Here is a 16,988-nt window from a genome sequence, read left to right on the forward strand (position 1 = left end):
ATCGGCTCAGGACTGCGCGACTCGCCGTGCCGCATCTGACGGCCGCTCGGAGAACGGGTCCTCATAGAGCCAGGCGAGATTCTCGCAGAAGCGCTCCAGGCTGGTCTCGCGCATCAGCTGATTGCGCAGCAGCGCATGGACGCCGGCCGGGTGATAGACGTGAGTGCCGAGCTCCCGGGCCTGGAGCTGGACGCGCGCGGTGCGCAGCAGGCGGGCATTCCTGTAGCGATCGAGCGCATGCGCGATGTCGTCCTGCGTCTCGTCGAGCGCATCAGCGAGACAAACCGCGTCCTCCAGCGCCATGCAGGCGCCTTGCGCGAAATATTGCAGCATCGGATGCGCGGCATCGCCCAGCAGAACGACGCGGCCGTCGATCCAGCGTTCGGTGGGATCGCGGTCGCAGGTCACCCACGCCTTCCAGTCCCTTCCGTGATGAATGATCGCCTTTGCGCGCGGATGCACATCCGGAAAACCTGCGAGGACTTCTTCGTGGGTCACGGGCCTCGCCGCGAAGGCCTCGGCGGGGTCGTTGTGGCAGGTGATCGCGAGGTTGAACACCTTCCAGCCCGAAAGCGGGTAGTGCACGAGGTGGCACTTCGCGCCGGCCCACAGCGTCGCCGCGTTCCAGCGCAGATCCTCGGGCATCTGTTCGGTCGGGATGACCGAGCGATAGGTGGTGTGGCCGGCAATGCGCGGCGCGCCGTCGCCGACCATCTGCTGGCGAATGCGGGAGCGAAGCCCGTCCGCGCCGATCAGCAGACACCCGGTGACGCGCTCGCTGGACTTGAGCGCTGCCGAGGCCTCTGTGCCGTTCTGCTCATAGGCGACTACGTCGCAGTCGGTTCGCAGCGTGACATTGGGATGCGCCTCGCAGGCGCGGACGAAGATGCCGTGCAGGTCGCCACGATGGACCACCGCGTAGGGATTGCCGAAGCGCCTACGGAAATAGCTGGCGAGATCGACATGGGTGATCTCCCTCCGCCGAGATCGCGTCCATCAGGCGGAGCTTGTCGATGAAGACGGCAATCGCGCGCGCGGCATCGCCGAGCCCGAGACGATCGAAGGCGTGAAATGCGTTGGGACCGAGCTGAATGCCGGCGCCAATCTCCTGGTAGCGCGACGCGCGCTCGAGGACCGTGACCTGGAAACCCTTCTGCGCCAGCGCGATCGCGGCTGCGAGCCCGCCGATGCCGCCGCCTGCAATGATGATGGGATCCTGTCGCATGGCCTCTCCTTGGTTTCCCTATTTTCTAGATGTCCTGCCGCGCGGCTGGCTCGTCCTGGCTTTCGCCTCGGGCCGCTCGTCGCGGATTTCTTTCGGCCGCGCGGGCGGCGGGACCTTGATCGATCCGGCTTCGACTTCCTGCTCGAGCCGGTCGATGTTCTTGTAGAGCTCGACCAGCACGCGCTTGAGCTCCGCCGCTTCCTTGGCGGACATGCTGCCGGTGACGACTTCTTCATAATAGGCGGCGAGCGGCATCAGCCTTCCCGCCAACTCGGTGCCCTTGGGCGTCAGGACGACCTGGAGGCTGCGCTGGTCGTTTTCGGGACGGTCGCGCGTCAACAGGCCCGCACGGCTCATCTCCGCGACGATGCGCGACAAGGTAGACACGTCGGCCGATGTCAGCTCGGCGATTTCGCCGAGACGCAGCGGGTGACCCTGCTCGGATAGAGCGGCCAGCACGCGGTACATCGGAAGCGTCAACTTCTCGTGACGGATCACGCGCGCGAAGAGGTCGCCCATGCGCACGCCCAGCCGGGCGAGCAGATAGGGAAGCGAATTCGAAAATCGGTACATGAGTTTAGGTCCGGGCTTGGGTCCTGGCGGGAGAGCTACGCCCGGAATAAGCGTCAACCTTCGCATGTGCAATATTTGCATATCAATCATTTGCAAATACAACTTTCTCATTGACAAGTATCTGGATCAGGCGCTTTGCTTTGTCAACGCCGAAAGCGGAGCCGAAGGAACGACGCCATGCAGGGAAAGATTGCGCTCGAGGAGCATTTCGCGATGGACGAGACCGTCCAGGACAGCGCGGGCTTCGCGCCGACCGAGGACTGGGTCGAGCTGAAGGCCCGGCTGCTCGACATCCACGATCGCCGGCTCGCGGAGATGGACGCCCACGGCATCGAGATGATGCTGCTGTCGCTGAACGCGCCCGCCGTGCAGGCCATTCCCGACCGCAACCGGGCGCTGGACCTGTCGCGCCGCGCTAACGACTTTCTGGCGGAGCAGGTCGCAAGACGGCCTGACCGCTTCCGCGGCCTCGCGGCGCTGCCGATGCAGGATCCCGAGGCGGCGGCAAGCGAACTCGATCGCTGCGTCAGCGCGCTTCGCTTTCGCGGCGCGCTCGTCAACGGTTTCAGCGAGCTCGCCGGTGTCGATCAGGCCATCTATTACGATCGCAAGGAGTTCTGGCCGTTCTGGTCGGAGGTCGAGCGTCTCGGCGTTCCCTTCTACCTGCATCCGCGCAATCCGTTGCCGAAGGACGCGGCCATCTACGAGGGGCATCGCTGGCTGCTCGGCCCAACCTGGGCGTTCGGGCAGGAGACCGCGGTGCATGCGTTGCGCCTGATGGGATCCGGCCTGTTCGACGCGCACCCGCGGCTCCAGATCATCCTCGGCCACATGGGGGAGGGGTTGCCCTATTCGATGTGGCGCGTCGATAACCACAACAAGTGGATGCGGGCGCAGAACGTCTATCCCGCACGGCGCAAGATCGCCGACTACTTCAGGGAAAATTTCTACATCACCACGTCGGGCAATTTCCGCACCCAGGCGCTGATCGACGCGATGCTCGAAATCGGCGCCGACCGCATCCTCTTCTCCGCCGACTGGCCATTCGAGAACATCGGCCACGCCGCCGACTGGTTTGACACGGCTGCCATCTCCGAAGGCGACCGCATCAAGATCGGCCGCGACAACGCGTGCGCCCTGTTCGGGCTCGGCAAGGCCTCAATTCAATCTGCCGCAGAGCAGAGCAATTCATCAATTTCCATGGAGGAACCCCGTGAGCATCTCGTCCGAAATCGACGTGCATGAGGAATTGTCCGCCGCTCCGATCGGCCCGTTCCACAAGCTGCTCGGCATTCTCATCACGCTCATCACGCTGTTCGACGGCTATGACACCTTCAATCCGGCCTATGTCATCCATTACGTGGTCCAGCCCTGGGGGCTCGCACCAAGCCAGGCGGGGTTTTTGGTAAGCTCGGGTCTCGTCGGATTCCTGTTCGGCGCAATCGGACACGGTAGCGTGGCGGATCGCTTCGGCCGGCGCGGCACGCTGCTCGCGGGCTTGTGGATCGTCAACGTCTTCACGCTGCTGACTGCCGTGCTGGCGAACGATTTTTGGAGCTACTGCGCCCTCCGCTTCGTCACCGGGCTCGGCCTCGGCGTGCTGTTGCCGCTCGGCACGACCTTCATCAACGAGCTTGCGCCGAAGCGTGTCAGCAACACGTTCTCGCTCTGGGGCGTGACGCTGGGCTGGTCGCTCGGCGGCGTCTGCGCCGGTCTCGTCGGCGTTTTCCTGACGCCGCAACACGGCTGGCAGATCCTCTATTATGTTGGCGCGTTGTCGATCCCGCTGACCTTCGTGGCGCACGCCGTCCTGCCCGAAAGCCCGCAATTTCTGGCCTCGAGGTCGCGGGTCCCGGAGCTGCGCGCGCTGCTTGCGCGATTGCGGCCGGAGCGGGCGTCCGTCTACCAGACTGCGACATTCGCCGCGGCCGGCGGCGGGACGCCGCAGAGCACGATCGGTGCCTTGCTCGGTCCGCGCTATCGCCGCGTCTCGCTGACCATCTGGGTCACGGCGTTCCTCAGCCTGTTCGCGATCTTCGGTCTCACCAGCTGGATTCCGACGGTGATGCTGAAGCGCGGCGAGACCTTTGCCGCCTCGTTCGGCTTCGGGGCCCTGATGCAGGCGATGTCCTTCATCGGCGGTCTCACGCTGGCCATGCTGGCCGACCGCAATTTTACGCTGACGCCGCGCTATCTGGCGACATGGTGGCTGAGCGGCGGGATCGCGGTGCTGGCGCTCGTCTTCGTCAGCGGCCACGGCGTCAATCTCGCCATCGTCGCAATTGCCGGCTTCTGCATCATCGGCGCGCAGCACGTCCTCAACAATTTCACCGCCGGCTCGTACGAAACCTGCTTCCGCGCCAGCGGCGTCGGGATGGAGCTCGGCATCGGCCGTGTCGGAGCGATCCTCGGCCCCTATGTCATCGGTCTCCTCCAGCAAGCCACCGGCGGTCCGGATGCCGTGTTCTGGGCGATCGGCGGAGCGTCGATCGTCGGCGCGCTGGCGATCGGATCGCTTGGTCTTGCCGCTGCAACGCGCCTGCCGACGGCCGATGTCGCCGCCGCGGAGTGACGAGGCGCGTTGATCCATCCATGGGGGTGATGTGGATCATCCCTCCGCTTTCCCCGACGAAAACTAAAAACTGGAAGGAGATCCCGAATGCCGATATCCACTCGTTCCACTGACGCCGCAGGCCAGTTCGATGCCTGGGTGCTCCTGTTCGCGCGCGTCGCGATCGCGCCGCTGTTTCTCTACAGCGGCGTCGGAAAGGTGCTGGCATTTGCCGTGACCGCCGGCAGGCTTCCGGGAGGAGCGGATGGGTTAGGGGCCGTTCTCGCCGCGGGCGCGATTGCGGTCGAGCTCGGAGGCGGCATGGCCCTGCTGCTTGGGCTGTTCGCGCGCCAGGCGGCGATGGCTCTGATTCCGTTCACCGTCGCCGCGACGCTGATGTTCCACAATTTCTGGGCCGTGCCGGAAGCCGCGGTCGTCATGCAGACCATCAACTTCCTGAAGAATCTCGGCCTGCTCGGCGCCCTTGCTCTCATCGCCTGCTATGGACCCGGCGCTTATGCCGTACAGGCCGCCATGAAGGCCGATCCCAGGGGGGCTCCCCGGCTCTCGTGATGGTCTGCCAGGCTTGCCGCGGGAGTTCTGCTCTCCCGCTCACCGCGCCTCGTCCAGCGTACAGACCACCGTGCAGACCACGCCGCGCGGCAGGAAATCGACGGTGGCCTCGCCGCCGAGCTGGTCGCGTGCGCTGCGCTCGATCAGGCGCGAGCCGAAGCCGCGCTGTACCGGCGCGGTCACCGGCGGTCCGCCGATCTCGGTCCAGATCAGGCGCAGCCGCGGTTTCGGGGCATCGGCGATGATCTCCCAATCCAGCGTCACCCGGCCGGTCTCGTTGGACAGCGCGCCATATTTCGCGGCGTTGGTGGCGATCTCGTGCACGATCATCGACAGCACGACGGCGAGCCGCGGCGACAGCGGTACGGCGGGTCCGGCCATGCGGATGCGGTCGGGACTGTTCATCAGGAACGGCTGAAGCGCGCGGGCGATCACCTCCCGCAGCTCGGAGCCCGCCCATTTCTCCTGGCTCAGCAAATTATGCGCTTCGGCCAGTGCGCCAAGCCGTCCCTCGAATTTCATCCGCTCGTCCCGGCTGGCGCTGCGGAAGGTCTGCACGGCGATCGCCTGCATCAAGGCAAGCGTGTTCTTGACGCGATGGTTGAGCTCATCGATCAGGAGATTGTGCAGCATCTCGCCGCGCGCGATCGTGGTCGCCATCCTGACCGCGAAGGTCAGGCCGGTCAGCAGCAGGATGCCGCCGATCAGGCTGGTGATCGCGATGTTGCGCCAGAGCGGCGCGATCAGCGAGCTTTCGTCGACGCCGGCGGCGATCGTCCAGCCCGTCAGCCGCGATCGTGTGTAGGCCGCGGCCAGAGCGACGCCGTCGAGTGACACCGTCGGGAGCGATGCCTCGCTGCGGCGAAACATCTCGGCATAAAGCGAGGGCGAGGCGCGCTTGCCAAAGGTCTCGCTGGGGTTCGGCGCGCGCGCAAACACGATGCCCTTGGTGTCGAGCAGAGTCACGGTCCAGAGCGGGTCGGGCCGTTGCTTCTCCACCAGCTCCTGAAAGATACTGATCGGCGGGCTGAAGCAGAGGTCGTAGATCACCTCGCCGTCGCGGAACACCGGAACCTCGACGGTGAGCACCTGCCGCCCGTTGATCGCGCCGGTGAACAGGTCGGAATATTGCGGCGACCTGGTCGCAAATACCTTTTCGATGATCTCGAGATGGCCGCGTGGCGGCAGGCTTGCGGTGTCTTCCGTTGCGGAGGAGAACAGCAACCGGCCCTTGCGATCGGAGATCAGCACCAACCCGCCCTTGCCATATTGGTCGACGAAGCCGAGCGCGATGCGGCGGAAGTTCTGGAAGTCGTCGTTACGCAGCGAATTCGTCAGTGCAAGGACTTGCAAGCCGCCGGTCATCCGCTGCACCTCGGAGTCGAGCACGAGGCGCATGCTACGCACGTTCTCCAGCACCCGGCGGGTCGCGTCGCTTCGATCCTGTTTGTAATTGTAGAATACAATGCCAACCGCAAAGACGATCAGCGGCAACATCGTTCCTGTCACCAGAAGAGCGAGCCGGACCGGCAGGGTGAGCTTTGACAAACGCGGGCGTCCCGGTTCCGGCGCAGCGGCGCCGGATTATGATTTTGGGCAGACCATACGTGCGGGACTTGCGCGGCGCCATGTTTTTCGCAGATGGCGAGCGGTTCGGAAACGAGATGTTGCAGCGCAGTTCGGGATGTCCGCGCTCCAATCGGACGGCACGGCCTCCAGCTCGACGTCGCCCGGCACGGTCGCGCCGACGATGATCTTTTCCTTTGTCGTGATCGGGCGAAGGTGATGCTCGGTGACGTAGGATTTGATCCTGGTCCGGTATTGCGGCTCGATCTGAACAGCTGCCTCGTGACCGGTTCCGGTGGTTGTCACCACGGTGGATTGCGCAAACGCACTGGTCGAGATCAGAACCGCCGCGGCGGATAGCAGGAGCAGCTTCTTCATCTTTGTCCTCCTCACGAGAATAAGCGCCGCGCGGCCGACGAATTCTGCGTCGTGCAGGACGTCAAGACGAAGAAGTGTACTCGTCGACAAGAAGCCGACGGACACGTCGATGACCGTCGTCAGCCCGTCGGGCACGATCTACAAATCGCGGACCGAAGCTGAGAGCGGCAAACGCCGGTATTGATCTTGTGGGCTGTGCCGGCCGTGCTGGTGATCGGCGGCGGCATCTATCTGATCGGGCATACACACTAGGCCTGCAGCAGCGGGCGAGCGGGTCCGTGCGTGCCGCACATTAGGTCCGCTCGTGGCCGGCCTCCTCCGGGAGTGCGACTGTGCCCATACAGCCCGCCCGCGCCGGCAGGGGCGCGAGTTGCAGTGCAACAGGTGGTGGGGGCTTAGCCCTGCGACGAAGAGTACCTCCAGCGCGCGCGAAATGACTTCCGTCCCGCCGACGTTTTTCATACCCTTCCCCTTCGCAAGCCGGATACCGGCTGCGCTCACGGCCCGGCGACAGGGCCGGAGCATCAAAGGGAGGGGAGACGATGAAGCGAAGGTCATTTCTCGCTGGTATCGGTGCGACCACTGCGGCGGCTACGATTGGGATGCCGTCGATCCTCAGGGCGCAAGCGCCGATCTCGCTGAACGGCGCGGTCCAGTTCAACGACGACCACGCCTTCAACCGGGCACTGCTCCGGTTCGAGGAGCTGGTGAAGAAGTATTACGGCAAGCCCGTCAACTTCACGCTGCACAGGAACTCCTCGCTCGGCCTCGAGAAGCAGTATTTCGAGTACATGTCGCAGGGCAAGGCGGTCGATTACGGCATCGTCTCGCCGGCTCACATGTCGACCTTCGCCAAGGCGGCCCCCTTCATCGATGCGCCCTTCGTGTTCAAGGGCATCGAGCACATGAACAAGGTCGTCGAGGCCAACATCCTGGCGCCGATCGCTGACGAGGTCGCGGCGAAGGCCGAGGTCGTCCTGATCGGTTATGCCGGCGGCGGCATCCGCAACATCTTCGCCAACAAGCCGCTCAAGAATCTCGCCGATCTCAAGGGACTCAAGGTTCGCGTGCAGGGCGCGCCGATCTGGTCGAAGACCTTTGCGGCGGTCGGCATGAGCCCGACGGTGATCGCCTATAACGAGATCTACAACGCGATCCAGAACGGCGTGATATCGGCCGGCGAAAACGAGGCGGCCGGCGTCGAGGCGATGAAGTTCTACGAAGTCGCTCCGCATCTCAACCTGACCCAGCACGCCGTGTCGATCCGGCCGATCTGCTTCTCGGTGAAGACGCTGAAGACCCTGCCGAAGGAGTTGCAGGACGCGATCATGAAGGCCGGCAAGGAGGCCGGCGACTACGGCCGTCAGCTCGAGTCGAGCGAAGAGGTCGTCAAGCTCGACACGCTCGAGAAGGCCGGCAAGCTCAAGCGCGTTCCCTTCGAGGAGCGGGACGCCATGAAGAAGCTCGCCGACCCCGTGATGGCCACCTACGCCAAGGAAATCGGTGCGGAGGGCATTTTCGAGAAGATCAACGTCGTCTGAGGTCTTTGCGTCCGCCGACAGCATCTCCGGGCAAGCCCCGCTTCTTGCCCGGAACTGGCGGATGAGTTGCTGCACGGAGCCCCAATGTCTGAAATGCCCGTCCCGTCCACACCGTCGCTGTGGCGTCGCGTCTCGGCGGCCTATGCGAAGCTGCTGGAATTCCTGCTGGCCGTCTGCGTCGGCGTCCTGGTCGTTCCGGTCACGCTGCAAATCATCTCACGCTACACGCCCTTCATTCCGTCCTACATCTGGACGGAGGAGATGGCGCGCTTCCTGTTCGTCTGGACGATCATGATCGGCGCCATGGTCGGCGTGCGCGAAGCGCAGCATTTCGAGGTCGATGTGTGGCCCGATTTGTCGCGGCGGTCGGAGGCCGCGGTGCGAATCCTCGCGCGGCTCGGCATACTGGCGCTGGCGCTGGTGTTCGTATCGGCCGGCCTCGAGTTCACCCGCTTCGCCTGGAACAGGACTTCGGAACTGGCCGATCTGCCGCTTTGGCTGATTCACGTCGCCTGGCCCGTTGCCGGAGTCACGTGGATCGTTTTCGCGGGTGAACAGATCGTCGATGAAATGCGCATTCTGGTTGGGGCAGGGCGATGAGCGGCAATGTACTCTCTGCCGGACAGGCCGCGATGGTGCTGTTCGGGGTTTTCATCGGCCTGCTCATCGTGCGCGTGCCGGTGGCCTTCGCGCTCGGCCTTGCCTGCGTGCCGATCCTGCTGATCGAGCCGCATCTGTCGCTGATGACGCTCGCGCAGGAGACCTTCAATGCGTACAATTCATTCATCCTGCTGGCGGTGCCGTTCTTCCTGCTGACGGCGAACCTGATGAGCATCGGCGGCATCACCGACCGCCTGGTTGCGCTGTCGCGCTCGATGGTCGGTCACTGGCCGGGGTCGCTGGCGCAAATCAACGTCGTGCTATCGGTGTTCTTTGCCGGTATCTCCGGCTCCTCGACCGCCGACGCGGCGAGCCAGTCAAAGATCTTCATCGATGCGCAGACCAAGGAGGGCTACGACCTCTCGTTCTCCATTGCCATCACGGCGGTGTCGGCGGTTCTGGCGGTAATCATCCCGCCGTCGATCCTGATGATCGTCTGGGGCGGGCTGATCTCGACCTCGATTGCGGCGATGTATCTGGCTGGCATCGTGCCGGGCCTGCTGATCGCGGGCGCGCAGATGGCGACGGTGCATGTCTATGCCGTGCGCCGCGGCTACCCGACCTATCCGAAGGCAAGCTGGGTCGAGATGCGATGCGCCATCTGGCGGTCGATACCGGCCATGATGACGCCGTTCATCATCGTTGGCGGCATCCTGCTCGGCTGGTTCACCGCGACCGAGTCCGCCTGTGTTGCGGTGCTCTATTCTGTGGTGCTCTCAGCATTCTTCTATCGCGAGACGGGTCTACGCGAATTGTACAAGGCGTTGCTCGATACCGGGCGCCTCGCCGGCGTGGCACTGTTCTGCGTCGGCACCGCAAGTGCGTTTGGCTGGCTGCTCGCCTACTACAAGATCCCTCAGGAACTGCTGGCCAATGTCTCGACATGGGGCATGGGCGCTGTTGCGGCCGGCTTCTTCATCTCCTTCTGCTTTCTGGTCGTCGGCTGCTTTCTCGACGCCATCCCGGCCATTATCATCGTCGGCACGGTGCTGGAGCCGCTCGCCAAGTCGGTCGATCTCCATCCGGTTCAGTTCGCGATCATCTCCATCGTGTCGCTGGCCTTCGGACTGGTGACGCCGCCCTACGGCCTGTGTCTGATGATCGCCTGCTCGATCGCGGGCGTGCGGCTGCGTTATGCGCTGAAGGACACGGTCATCATGCTGATTCCGATGCTGCTCGTGCTCGCGGCAGTCATCGTCTGGCCCAGCGTGTCGCTGTTCCTGCCGCGTCTGATCGTGCCGGAGATGCTTAAATGAGCGTCTGACGGCGCGATCCCGCGGCGGTGGGCCGCGGGATCGGTTGGATTGGTTACAGATTGCTCTCGGTGATCGCGGCGTAGACCATGCTGCGCAGCTCGCGCCGGATCGGGTAGGCGCTCGACGGCAGCACCTGCGTCATGAAGATCGCGATCAGCTCTTCGGCCGGATCGATCCAGAACGAGGTCGTGGCTGCGCCGCCCCAATTGTATTCGCCGGGGCTGCCGGCGATCAGCGTTTCGGACGGGCGCATGGTCACCGCGAAGCCGAGGCCGAAGCCGATGCCGTTATAGGTGGCCTCGGAGAAGAGCGAGCGCGACACTTCGGGCAGGGCGCCGCCGCCCGGAATGTGGTTGCTGGTCATCAGCGCCAGCGTCTTCGGCCCGATCAGCCTGACGCCGCCGAGCTCGCCGCCGTTGAGAAGCGCGCGGCAGAAGGTGAGATAGTCTGCCACTGTCGAGCAGAGGCCGCCGCCCCCGGATATGAAGGAGGGCGGGGTAAGGAACGAGCTCGTTGCGGGGTCGTCCTGAAGCGTCAGGCCCTCGCGCCGCTGGCCGGCATGGAAGGTCATGCCGCCACCGGGGTCGGCCGAGTAGCAGGCGGCGAACCGGTGGGCCTTGGAAGCAGGCACGTGGAAATCGGTGTCGGTCATGCCGAGCGGGTCGAGAATGCGTTGCTTCAGGAATTGCTCGAAGGGGATTCCCGAGATCTTGCCGATGAGATAGCCGAGCACGTCGGTCGAGACCGAATAGTTCCAGGCCTCGCCCGGCGAGAACTCCAGCGGGATTTTTGCGAGGCTCTCGATCATGGTCTGGAGCGTGCCTGACTTCTCGACCTCGCCGATTTTCTCGGCGCGGTAGGCGGCATCGACATTGGAGCGTTGCTGGAAGCCGTAAGTGAGGCCGGAGGTGTGGCGCAGGAGGTCGACGATCAGCATCGGCCGGGACGGCGGGCGGGTCAGGAAGGCAGGCGAAGTGCCGGCGACGAACACGCCGAGATCCTTCCATTCCGGAATGAATTTGGCGACGGGCTCGTCGATCGCGACCAGGCCTTCCTCGACCAGCATCATGAAGGCGACGCTGGTGAGCGGCTTGGTCATGGAATAGATGCGGTAGATGGTGTCGTCCTTGACCGCCAGCTTGCGCTCGACGTCGGCAAAGCCTTGAACCGAGCTGTGCGCGACCTTGCCGCGGCGGTAGACCAGGAGATGCGTGCCCGGGAAGCGGCCGGCATCGATGTACCGGTTCTTCAGATGCGCATCGATGCGGTCGAGCGCGGCCTTGGACATGCCGACGGATTCGGGCGAGGCGGGGGTGGGGGCGAGCATCAGTTCCTCCGGGCAGTTTTGTCGGTCCGTTGATAGCCAAATGACGGCCCCATTCCAAGCCGCTCGCGCTTAACGCGAGCGGGCCGGCTGGTGTAGGCTGGCCCCTGGAACGCCTCCAGGCCCCCCCGGGGCCAATGAGAAAACGCAGGGCAAACCATCATGACCCAGTTCAACGAGACTGATCTCACCCAGGCCGTCGTCAAAAGCTTCGACAGCACGCCCGATCCGCGCGCGAAATTCCTGCTCCAGGAATTGGTGAAGTCGCTGCACGATTACGTGAGCAAGACGGGTCTCACCTTCGAGGAATGGGACTACGCCATCGATTTCCTGACCCGCACCGGGCAGAAATGCACCGACACCCGCCAGGAGTTCATCCTGCTGTCCGACGTGCTCGGTGTCTCCATGCTGGTCGACGCGGTCAACCATCGCGACCGCGAGGGCGCCACCCAGACAACCGTGCTCGGCCCGTTCTATGTCGGCGAGCACAAGGTGGCCGCGCACGGCACCGACATCTCGCCGAACAATCAAACCGGCGAGCGGATGTTCGTGCAGAGCCGCGTTACCGATCTCAAGGGCAAGCCGCTGGCCAATGTCCCCGTCGACGTCTGGCATGCCGATGACGACGGCTTCTACGATTCCCAGAAGCCGAATTATGACGAGGTCGGCGCTTCGGCGCGGGCGCGCTTCATCACCGATGACGATGGCCGCTTCTTCTTCCGTACCATCTTGCCATGCAGCTATCCGATCCCGACCGACGGCCCGGTCGGCGAGATGATCATGCAGACCAAGCGTCATCCGATGCGCCCGGCGCATGTGCACTTCCTGGTCAACGCGAAGGGATACGAGCCGCTGATCACGCACGTCTTCATGGACGGCGACAAATATCTGGATTCCGACGTGGTGTTCGGGGTCAAGGATGATCTCGTCGCCAAGGTCGAGCCGCGCAACGATCCCGCGATGCCTGACGGCTCCAAGGCGGACGGTCAGTGGCATTTGATGAGCTATGAATTCCACCTCAAGCCCGGTGGCGGCATGGCGCCGACGCCGCTTGGTGTGAAGGCTGTGGAGCGGGCCTGATGGCCCGCCGGGATGCCGCGGCACTCCGGGCGCGTACGAAGTCCGCTGTGTTTCTGATAGCGGCGCAATAACGGACCTCAGCGTTCGGAGTTGGGCCATCCACGGAAGTCGTCAACCTACCAGCGATTAAGTCGCCACTTGGTCGACTGATCCCGATTCACCACCCAAGTCTACCTAGGTATGGTCACTTCATACCTGCGCGCGATGGCGCCGGCCAAGTGCTTGGTGGTACCGATGCATCCAGAGTGAAAAGCAACGGAACCGGCCTGCGAGCCGGCAGTTGCGGGACAAGGCCGGCGGCGTAGCGCCCGCCGGCCCTTCTCCCGAACTAACCGGCGCTTTGCCGCTCAATTGCTGCTGATTGCCATGGTTGGTGCAGAGAGTACGCCATGAGAAACATCGCCGATCTCCTGATGCGGTTCTGGCAGGGAAGCCGACCCGCGTCCAATACTCAGATTGCGGCTATCGCTGAAAACCAGGATCGATCCAGCATGGCTGATTTTGTCAGGATCCTGCAGGCCTACGATCAAGCCCCGTAGGGCCGACCGCGTCTGTCCGTGATACGGATGTCAGGCAAACAAAACTCAAGACGCGGCCTCACCGCTAGATGGGCCCGTCAGCGACGGGGATCTTGAAGTCTCGGAATTCGGCCGGTGCGCGCACGATGCGTTGCACGATCACCGATCAGGGTTTGGGACCCATTCCTCCGCGGTTGAGTCCCAATGATGGGTGTCGTCGAACTGTTTCCAGAGTGGCCGCCTTGACTTACTTTCACCGCTCTGTCGGTTTGCATTCGGTGCGCGGAGTTGGACGACGAGCGCCCCGGCCTTCATCACCCATTCGCGAGCGTTATATCGGGAGTTCCATTTGATTGCCGCGAGCATTGGATGCCTCCTTCAAAGTAAGAAGCTTTCGTCACTTTAGCCCGAGCCAAGACCCAAGGATGTAAACCACTTCACAGTTGGTCAACATCTTCGACATAGGGGCCGGCGACCTCACCACGGGGCGACCTCAACTAGGTTCGCTCGACGTTCCGGCCTCCGGCATGGGTCACGTTGCCGCGCGATCAAAAGGCACGCGACGAAACGCAGCATTGTACTTGCGCGCGAAGGCGCGTCCTTTTGACAAAGTGTATTCTATCGCTGATGGGCGGCGCTCGATAGAGGCCAGCGCATGCTTGAGCTTTGGAACAGCTGGTACGACACCCTGGCGTCGGTGGAGGCGCTTGCCACGGTCATCATCATTGTCCTAGTGGCTGCAGGCGCTATCACGCTGGCGGATAGTCGGCGCCGATGGACGCGTCCGACAAAAGATTGATCTAGGGAGACCTCGATAAAGTTCCTGCATGACCGTCAAGAGTCGACGCTTCGGCCCTAGCGGGCGTGCAGCAGCGCCAGCAGCACGACGACGGCGCAGGCGAGAGCGGCCGAGGTCAGCTTCCAGAACATCAGCGGGCTGCGCTCCAATAGCGGCGTGATCCGCGTGTCCAGATAGGCCGGATTGGGCGTACGAAGCTCGAAGACGAATTCGGACAGGTCCTCGTGCCGCTTGTAGGGATCGGGATGAAGCGCGCGGCGGAGCGCGCCGTCGATCCAGGCCGGCACGCTGCGGTCGTCGTCCGCGGAGCGATATTTGAGCTTCCGCACGTCCGCCTTACGCCGGATCCTGGCAATTTGGGCGCCGTAGGGAAGCTTTCCCGTCAGCATCTGGTAGCAGATCACCGCCAGCGAAAACATGTCGGAGCGCGGCGAGCCGCCTTGCCCGAGAAAATACTCCGGCGCCGTATACTGGACCGTGCCCAGGATTTCGTCGGCCTCGTCCCGTGGCGCGGCCTCCGCGACGCCCGCGACCCTGACCGATCCGAAGTCGATGATCTTCGCGGTGCCGGTCTTGTCGATCAGGATGTTGTCGGGCCTGAGATCCTGATGCAGCATCTCCATGCGGTGGAAGGCGCGCAGGCCCGCGGCGATCTGCTCAATGATGCCACGCACCGTCTCGAGATCGGGGCGCGGATTGTCGGTCATCCACTGTTTCAGGGTCTGCCCCTCGACGAACTCGGTCGCGACATAGAGATAATTGCGGCGCCGCGACTGTGACAGCGGCTTCAGCACGTGCGGGCTGTCGATCCGGCGCGCGATCCACTCCTCCATCAGGAAGCGCTTGAGATAGGCGGCATTGTCGCGCAAATCGACCGACGGCAGCTTGAGCGCGACCGGCTCCTCGGTCTCGACATCGACGGCGAGATAGATGTGGCTGCGGCTGCTGCCGTGGATCTCGCGGACGATGCGGTAGCCGTCGAACATCGCGCGCGGCTCTGGCAGCGGGGGCAGCGGCAATTGTGAGGTCTGATTGAAGATGCCGGCCGGCTCGCGCTGCGGCACCGCGTCGATGCGGATAATCTGGACGGTGATGTTGTCGTCGCTGCCGCGCCGGTAGGCCTCCTCGACGATCGCCTTGGCCGCTCCGTCGAGCTCGCCTGCGTGCTCGTTCAGCGCGCTTGTGATGAAGCGCGCGTCGACGAATTCGTAGGCGCCGTCGGTCGCCAGCAGGAACGTGTCGCCGGCCTCGACCTCGAACGCCAGGTAGTCGATCTCGAGCTGCGGATTGATGCCGAGCGCGCGGCCGAGATAGGTCTGCTCCGACGATACGATGATCCGGTGATCGTCGGTGAGCTGCTCGAGCGCCTTGCCCGCGACGCGGTAGATGCGGCAGTCGCCGACATGGAAGATGTGCGCTGTGGTCGCCTTGATGACCATGGCGCTCAGCGTGCAGACATAGCCCTTGTCGCGGTCATAGGCGTATTGGCTCTTGCGCGTCTGCGCGTGCAGCCAGGAATTGGTCGCATCCAGCACGCGGCGGGCGGACGTCTTCACCGTCCAGGATTCCGACGTGCAGTAATAGTCCATCAGGAAGCTCTTGACCGCCGACTCGCTGGCGATCTGGCTCACCGTGCTAGAGGAGATGCCGTCGGCGAGGACCGCCGCGATGCCCTTCAGGCCGAGCAGCGGCTCCTCCGGAATCAGGACGCCGTGGAAATCCTGGTTGACCGGCTTGCGGCCCTTGTCGGAGTGCTGGCCGACCGAGATCAGGAGTCCGCGGGTCATCGTCATCACCAGGAGAGAGGAGCCTCACCCTGGCTGGGCGAGGCTCCCCTGTCGAGACGTGTTTGATCAGGCCGCAACGCGGGGCTTCGCGGCCTTGTCGACCTGCCGCTTGGGCAGGGTCATGACGTGCGTGGCGTAAAGGGTCATGCCGGTGAAGGCGAGGCCGCCGACGAGGTTGCCGAGCACAGTCGGGATCTCGTTCCAGATCAGATAGTCCAGGATCGAGAATTTTGCGCCGAGCAGCAGGCCGGACGGGAACAGGAACATGTTCACGACGGAATGCTCGAACACCATGTAGAAGAACACCAGGATCGGCATCCACATCGCGATGACCTTGCCGGGGACCGACGTCGAGATCATGGCGCCGACGACGCCGGTCGAGACCATCCAGTTGCAGAGCATGCCGCGCATGAACAGCGTCGCCATGCCGGCTGCACCGTGCGCGGCGTAGCCGAGCGTCCGGCTCTCGCCGATGATTCCGATGGCGGTGCCGACCTTGTCCGGCGGCTGCGTGAAGCCGAAGGTGGTGACGAAGGCCATCATGAAGGCGACCGTGAACGCGCCGGCGAAATTACCGATGAAGACAAGGCCCCAGTTGCGCAGCACGCCGCCGATCGTGACGCCGGGACGCTTGTCGATCAGGGCAAGCGGCGAGAGCACGAACACGCCGGTCAGGAGGTCGAAGCCGAGGAGGTACAACATGACGAAGCCGACCGGAAACAAGAGCGCGCCGACCAGCGGCTGACCCGTGTTGACGTTGATCGTGACGGCGAACCATGCGGCGAGCGTGAGGATGGCGCCGGCCATGTAGGCGCGGATGATGGTATCCCGGGTGGACATGAAGATCTTGGACTCGCCCGCATCCACCATCTTGGTGACGAATTCCGAAGGCGCGAGATACGACATCAATGGTTCCTTTTGCTTCGTAAGAGAGATCGACGCGCCCGGGAGCGCGGCTGCAACGTCATGGGCCGTGCCGGCTGGCCTGCCGCGCACGAGGGCTATGGAATGTCTGGAAGCCTTGGGAATCGCGTCACGAGGACTAAAGCCAGGAACGGCCGCGAGGCAGTTGAGCTTCCGGATGCAGCCGCCAGAGGCTGCACAATGCGGCGAGCCGCAGTCTTCGTTGACGTTCATAGAGAAGCAAGTTGCGTGCC

The 16,988-nt window shown here is 63.8% G+C and carries 16 protein-coding genes; 8 read left to right on the top strand and 8 right to left on the bottom strand.

The window, feature by feature from the left end; all coding sequences use genetic code 11:
* Nucleotides 1–6: 6 nt before the first annotated feature.
* Genes GGD61_RS37875 through GGD61_RS37880 form a run of 3 tightly spaced genes read right to left on the bottom strand, consistent with a single transcriptional unit; the run spans nucleotide 7 to nucleotide 1,798 of the window.
* A complete protein-coding gene (locus GGD61_RS37875; RefSeq protein WP_312012801.1) occupies nucleotides 7–915 on the bottom strand; it encodes an FAD-dependent monooxygenase in 909 nt (302 codons plus the stop codon).
* Between the two features lie 22 nt (nucleotides 916–937).
* Entirely contained in the window at nucleotides 938–1,225 is a 288-nt protein-coding gene (locus GGD61_RS41340) for an FAD-dependent oxidoreductase (RefSeq protein ID WP_283814585.1), read from the bottom strand.
* Nucleotides 1,226–1,243: 18 nt separating this feature from the next.
* Complete coding sequence (locus tag GGD61_RS37880) at nucleotides 1,244–1,798, bottom strand: MarR family winged helix-turn-helix transcriptional regulator (protein ID WP_177237259.1); 555 nt, start codon at nucleotides 1,796–1,798, stop codon at nucleotides 1,244–1,246.
* Between the two features lie 177 nt (nucleotides 1,799–1,975).
* On the opposite strand from GGD61_RS37880, the gene GGD61_RS37885 reads away from it, so the two are divergent.
* The 3 genes from GGD61_RS37885 to GGD61_RS37895 all read left to right on the top strand — a co-directional run bounded on the left by GGD61_RS37885 (nucleotide 1,976) and on the right by GGD61_RS37895 (nucleotide 4,922).
* Nucleotides 1,976–3,043 carry an amidohydrolase family protein gene (locus GGD61_RS37885; protein ID WP_092259698.1) on the top strand — a complete coding sequence of 356 codons (1,068 nt, stop codon included), beginning with the start codon at nucleotides 1,976–1,978 and terminating at the stop codon, nucleotides 3,041–3,043.
* Nucleotides 3,012–4,370, top strand: coding sequence for an MFS transporter (locus GGD61_RS37890; protein ID WP_092259696.1), 1,359 nt, complete (start codon nucleotides 3,012–3,014; stop codon nucleotides 4,368–4,370). Before GGD61_RS37885 ends, GGD61_RS37890 begins: the two co-directional genes overlap by 32 nt.
* Nucleotides 4,371–4,457: 87 nt before the next feature.
* On the top strand, nucleotides 4,458–4,922 hold the full coding sequence (locus GGD61_RS37895) for a DoxX family protein (protein ID WP_092259694.1): 465 nt from the start codon (nucleotides 4,458–4,460) through the stop codon (nucleotides 4,920–4,922).
* Nucleotides 4,923–4,961: 39 nt separating this feature from the next.
* Here the strand turns inward: GGD61_RS37895 and GGD61_RS37900 are convergent, their stop codons facing one another.
* Both GGD61_RS37900 and GGD61_RS40985 read right to left on the bottom strand, forming a co-directional pair.
* Complete coding sequence (locus GGD61_RS37900) at nucleotides 4,962–6,419, bottom strand: sensor histidine kinase (protein ID WP_092259692.1); 1,458 nt, start codon at nucleotides 6,417–6,419, stop codon at nucleotides 4,962–4,964.
* 87 nt (nucleotides 6,420–6,506) lie between these two features.
* Complete coding sequence (locus tag GGD61_RS40985; RefSeq protein ID WP_143109074.1) at nucleotides 6,507–6,866, bottom strand: DUF1236 domain-containing protein; 360 nt, start codon at nucleotides 6,864–6,866, stop codon at nucleotides 6,507–6,509.
* A 542-nt stretch (nucleotides 6,867–7,408) separates the two neighbouring features.
* Between GGD61_RS40985 and GGD61_RS37910 the strand changes: the two genes are divergently transcribed.
* From GGD61_RS37910 to GGD61_RS37920, 3 genes are all read left to right on the top strand, one after another.
* Nucleotides 7,409–8,407 (top strand): TRAP transporter substrate-binding protein, encoded by a 999-nt coding sequence (locus GGD61_RS37910; protein WP_092259690.1) that lies wholly within the window; start codon nucleotides 7,409–7,411, stop codon nucleotides 8,405–8,407.
* A gap of 84 nt (nucleotides 8,408–8,491) precedes the next feature.
* Nucleotides 8,492–9,007, top strand: a complete 516-nt coding sequence (locus GGD61_RS37915; protein WP_018322779.1) for a TRAP transporter small permease — start codon at nucleotides 8,492–8,494, stop codon at nucleotides 9,005–9,007.
* Entirely contained in the window at nucleotides 9,004–10,323 is a 1,320-nt protein-coding gene (locus tag GGD61_RS37920) for a TRAP transporter large permease (protein ID WP_092259688.1), read from the top strand. Before GGD61_RS37915 ends, GGD61_RS37920 begins: the two co-directional genes overlap by 4 nt.
* Nucleotides 10,324–10,375: 52 nt before the next feature.
* Here GGD61_RS37920 and GGD61_RS37925 read toward each other — a convergent pair whose 3' ends face one another.
* The gene (locus GGD61_RS37925) at nucleotides 10,376–11,650 is read right to left on the bottom strand and encodes a serine hydrolase (protein ID WP_092259686.1); all 1,275 of its coding nucleotides are present in this window, start codon (nucleotides 11,648–11,650) and stop codon (nucleotides 10,376–10,378) included.
* 159 nt (nucleotides 11,651–11,809) lie between these two features.
* On the opposite strand from GGD61_RS37925, the gene GGD61_RS37930 reads away from it, so the two are divergent.
* Both GGD61_RS37930 and GGD61_RS37935 read left to right on the top strand, forming a co-directional pair.
* Nucleotides 11,810–12,727, top strand: a complete 918-nt coding sequence (locus tag GGD61_RS37930) for an intradiol ring-cleavage dioxygenase (RefSeq protein ID WP_092259684.1) — start codon at nucleotides 11,810–11,812, stop codon at nucleotides 12,725–12,727.
* A gap of 389 nt (nucleotides 12,728–13,116) precedes the next feature.
* A complete protein-coding gene (locus GGD61_RS37935; protein ID WP_177237258.1) occupies nucleotides 13,117–13,266 on the top strand; it encodes a hypothetical protein in 150 nt (49 codons plus the stop codon).
* An 834-nt stretch (nucleotides 13,267–14,100) separates the two neighbouring features.
* Here the strand turns inward: GGD61_RS37935 and GGD61_RS37940 are convergent.
* Both GGD61_RS37940 and GGD61_RS37945 read right to left on the bottom strand, forming a co-directional pair.
* A complete protein-coding gene (locus GGD61_RS37940; protein ID WP_018322785.1) occupies nucleotides 14,101–15,837 on the bottom strand; it encodes a bifunctional protein-serine/threonine kinase/phosphatase in 1,737 nt (578 codons plus the stop codon).
* A 60-nt stretch (nucleotides 15,838–15,897) separates the two neighbouring features.
* A complete protein-coding gene (locus GGD61_RS37945; protein WP_092259682.1) occupies nucleotides 15,898–16,737 on the bottom strand; it encodes a formate/nitrite transporter family protein in 840 nt (279 codons plus the stop codon).
* Between the last annotated feature and the right edge of the window lie 251 nt (nucleotides 16,738–16,988).

Source organism: Bradyrhizobium sp. SBR1B (assembly GCF_014198205.1).
In the GTDB taxonomy this organism is placed as follows: domain Bacteria; phylum Pseudomonadota; class Alphaproteobacteria; order Rhizobiales; family Xanthobacteraceae; genus Bradyrhizobium.

Coding starts and splice junctions, on each gene's coding strand:
- GGD61_RS37880 (WP_177237259.1), bottom strand. CDS start 1,798: ATGTACCGATTTTCGAATTCGCTTCCCTATCTGCTCGCCCGGCTGGGC.
- GGD61_RS37910 (WP_092259690.1), top strand. CDS start 7,409: ATGAAGCGAAGGTCATTTCTCGCTGGTATCGGTGCGACCACTGCGGCG.
- GGD61_RS37920 (WP_092259688.1), top strand. CDS start 9,004: ATGAGCGGCAATGTACTCTCTGCCGGACAGGCCGCGATGGTGCTGTTC.
- GGD61_RS37935 (WP_177237258.1), top strand. CDS start 13,117: ATGAGAAACATCGCCGATCTCCTGATGCGGTTCTGGCAGGGAAGCCGA.
- GGD61_RS37915 (WP_018322779.1), top strand. CDS start 8,492: ATGTCTGAAATGCCCGTCCCGTCCACACCGTCGCTGTGGCGTCGCGTC.
- GGD61_RS37930 (WP_092259684.1), top strand. CDS start 11,810: ATGACCCAGTTCAACGAGACTGATCTCACCCAGGCCGTCGTCAAAAGC.
- GGD61_RS41340 (WP_283814585.1), bottom strand. CDS start 1,225: ATGCGACAGGATCCCATCATCATTGCAGGCGGCGGCATCGGCGGGCTC.
- GGD61_RS37940 (WP_018322785.1), bottom strand. CDS start 15,837: ATGACGATGACCCGCGGACTCCTGATCTCGGTCGGCCAGCACTCCGAC.
- GGD61_RS37900 (WP_092259692.1), bottom strand. CDS start 6,419: ATGTTGCCGCTGATCGTCTTTGCGGTTGGCATTGTATTCTACAATTAC.
- GGD61_RS37925 (WP_092259686.1), bottom strand. CDS start 11,650: ATGCTCGCCCCCACCCCCGCCTCGCCCGAATCCGTCGGCATGTCCAAG.
- GGD61_RS37945 (WP_092259682.1), bottom strand. CDS start 16,737: ATGTCGTATCTCGCGCCTTCGGAATTCGTCACCAAGATGGTGGATGCG.
- GGD61_RS37895 (WP_092259694.1), top strand. CDS start 4,458: ATGCCGATATCCACTCGTTCCACTGACGCCGCAGGCCAGTTCGATGCC.
- GGD61_RS37885 (WP_092259698.1), top strand. CDS start 1,976: ATGCAGGGAAAGATTGCGCTCGAGGAGCATTTCGCGATGGACGAGACC.
- GGD61_RS40985 (WP_143109074.1), bottom strand. CDS start 6,866: ATGAAGAAGCTGCTCCTGCTATCCGCCGCGGCGGTTCTGATCTCGACC.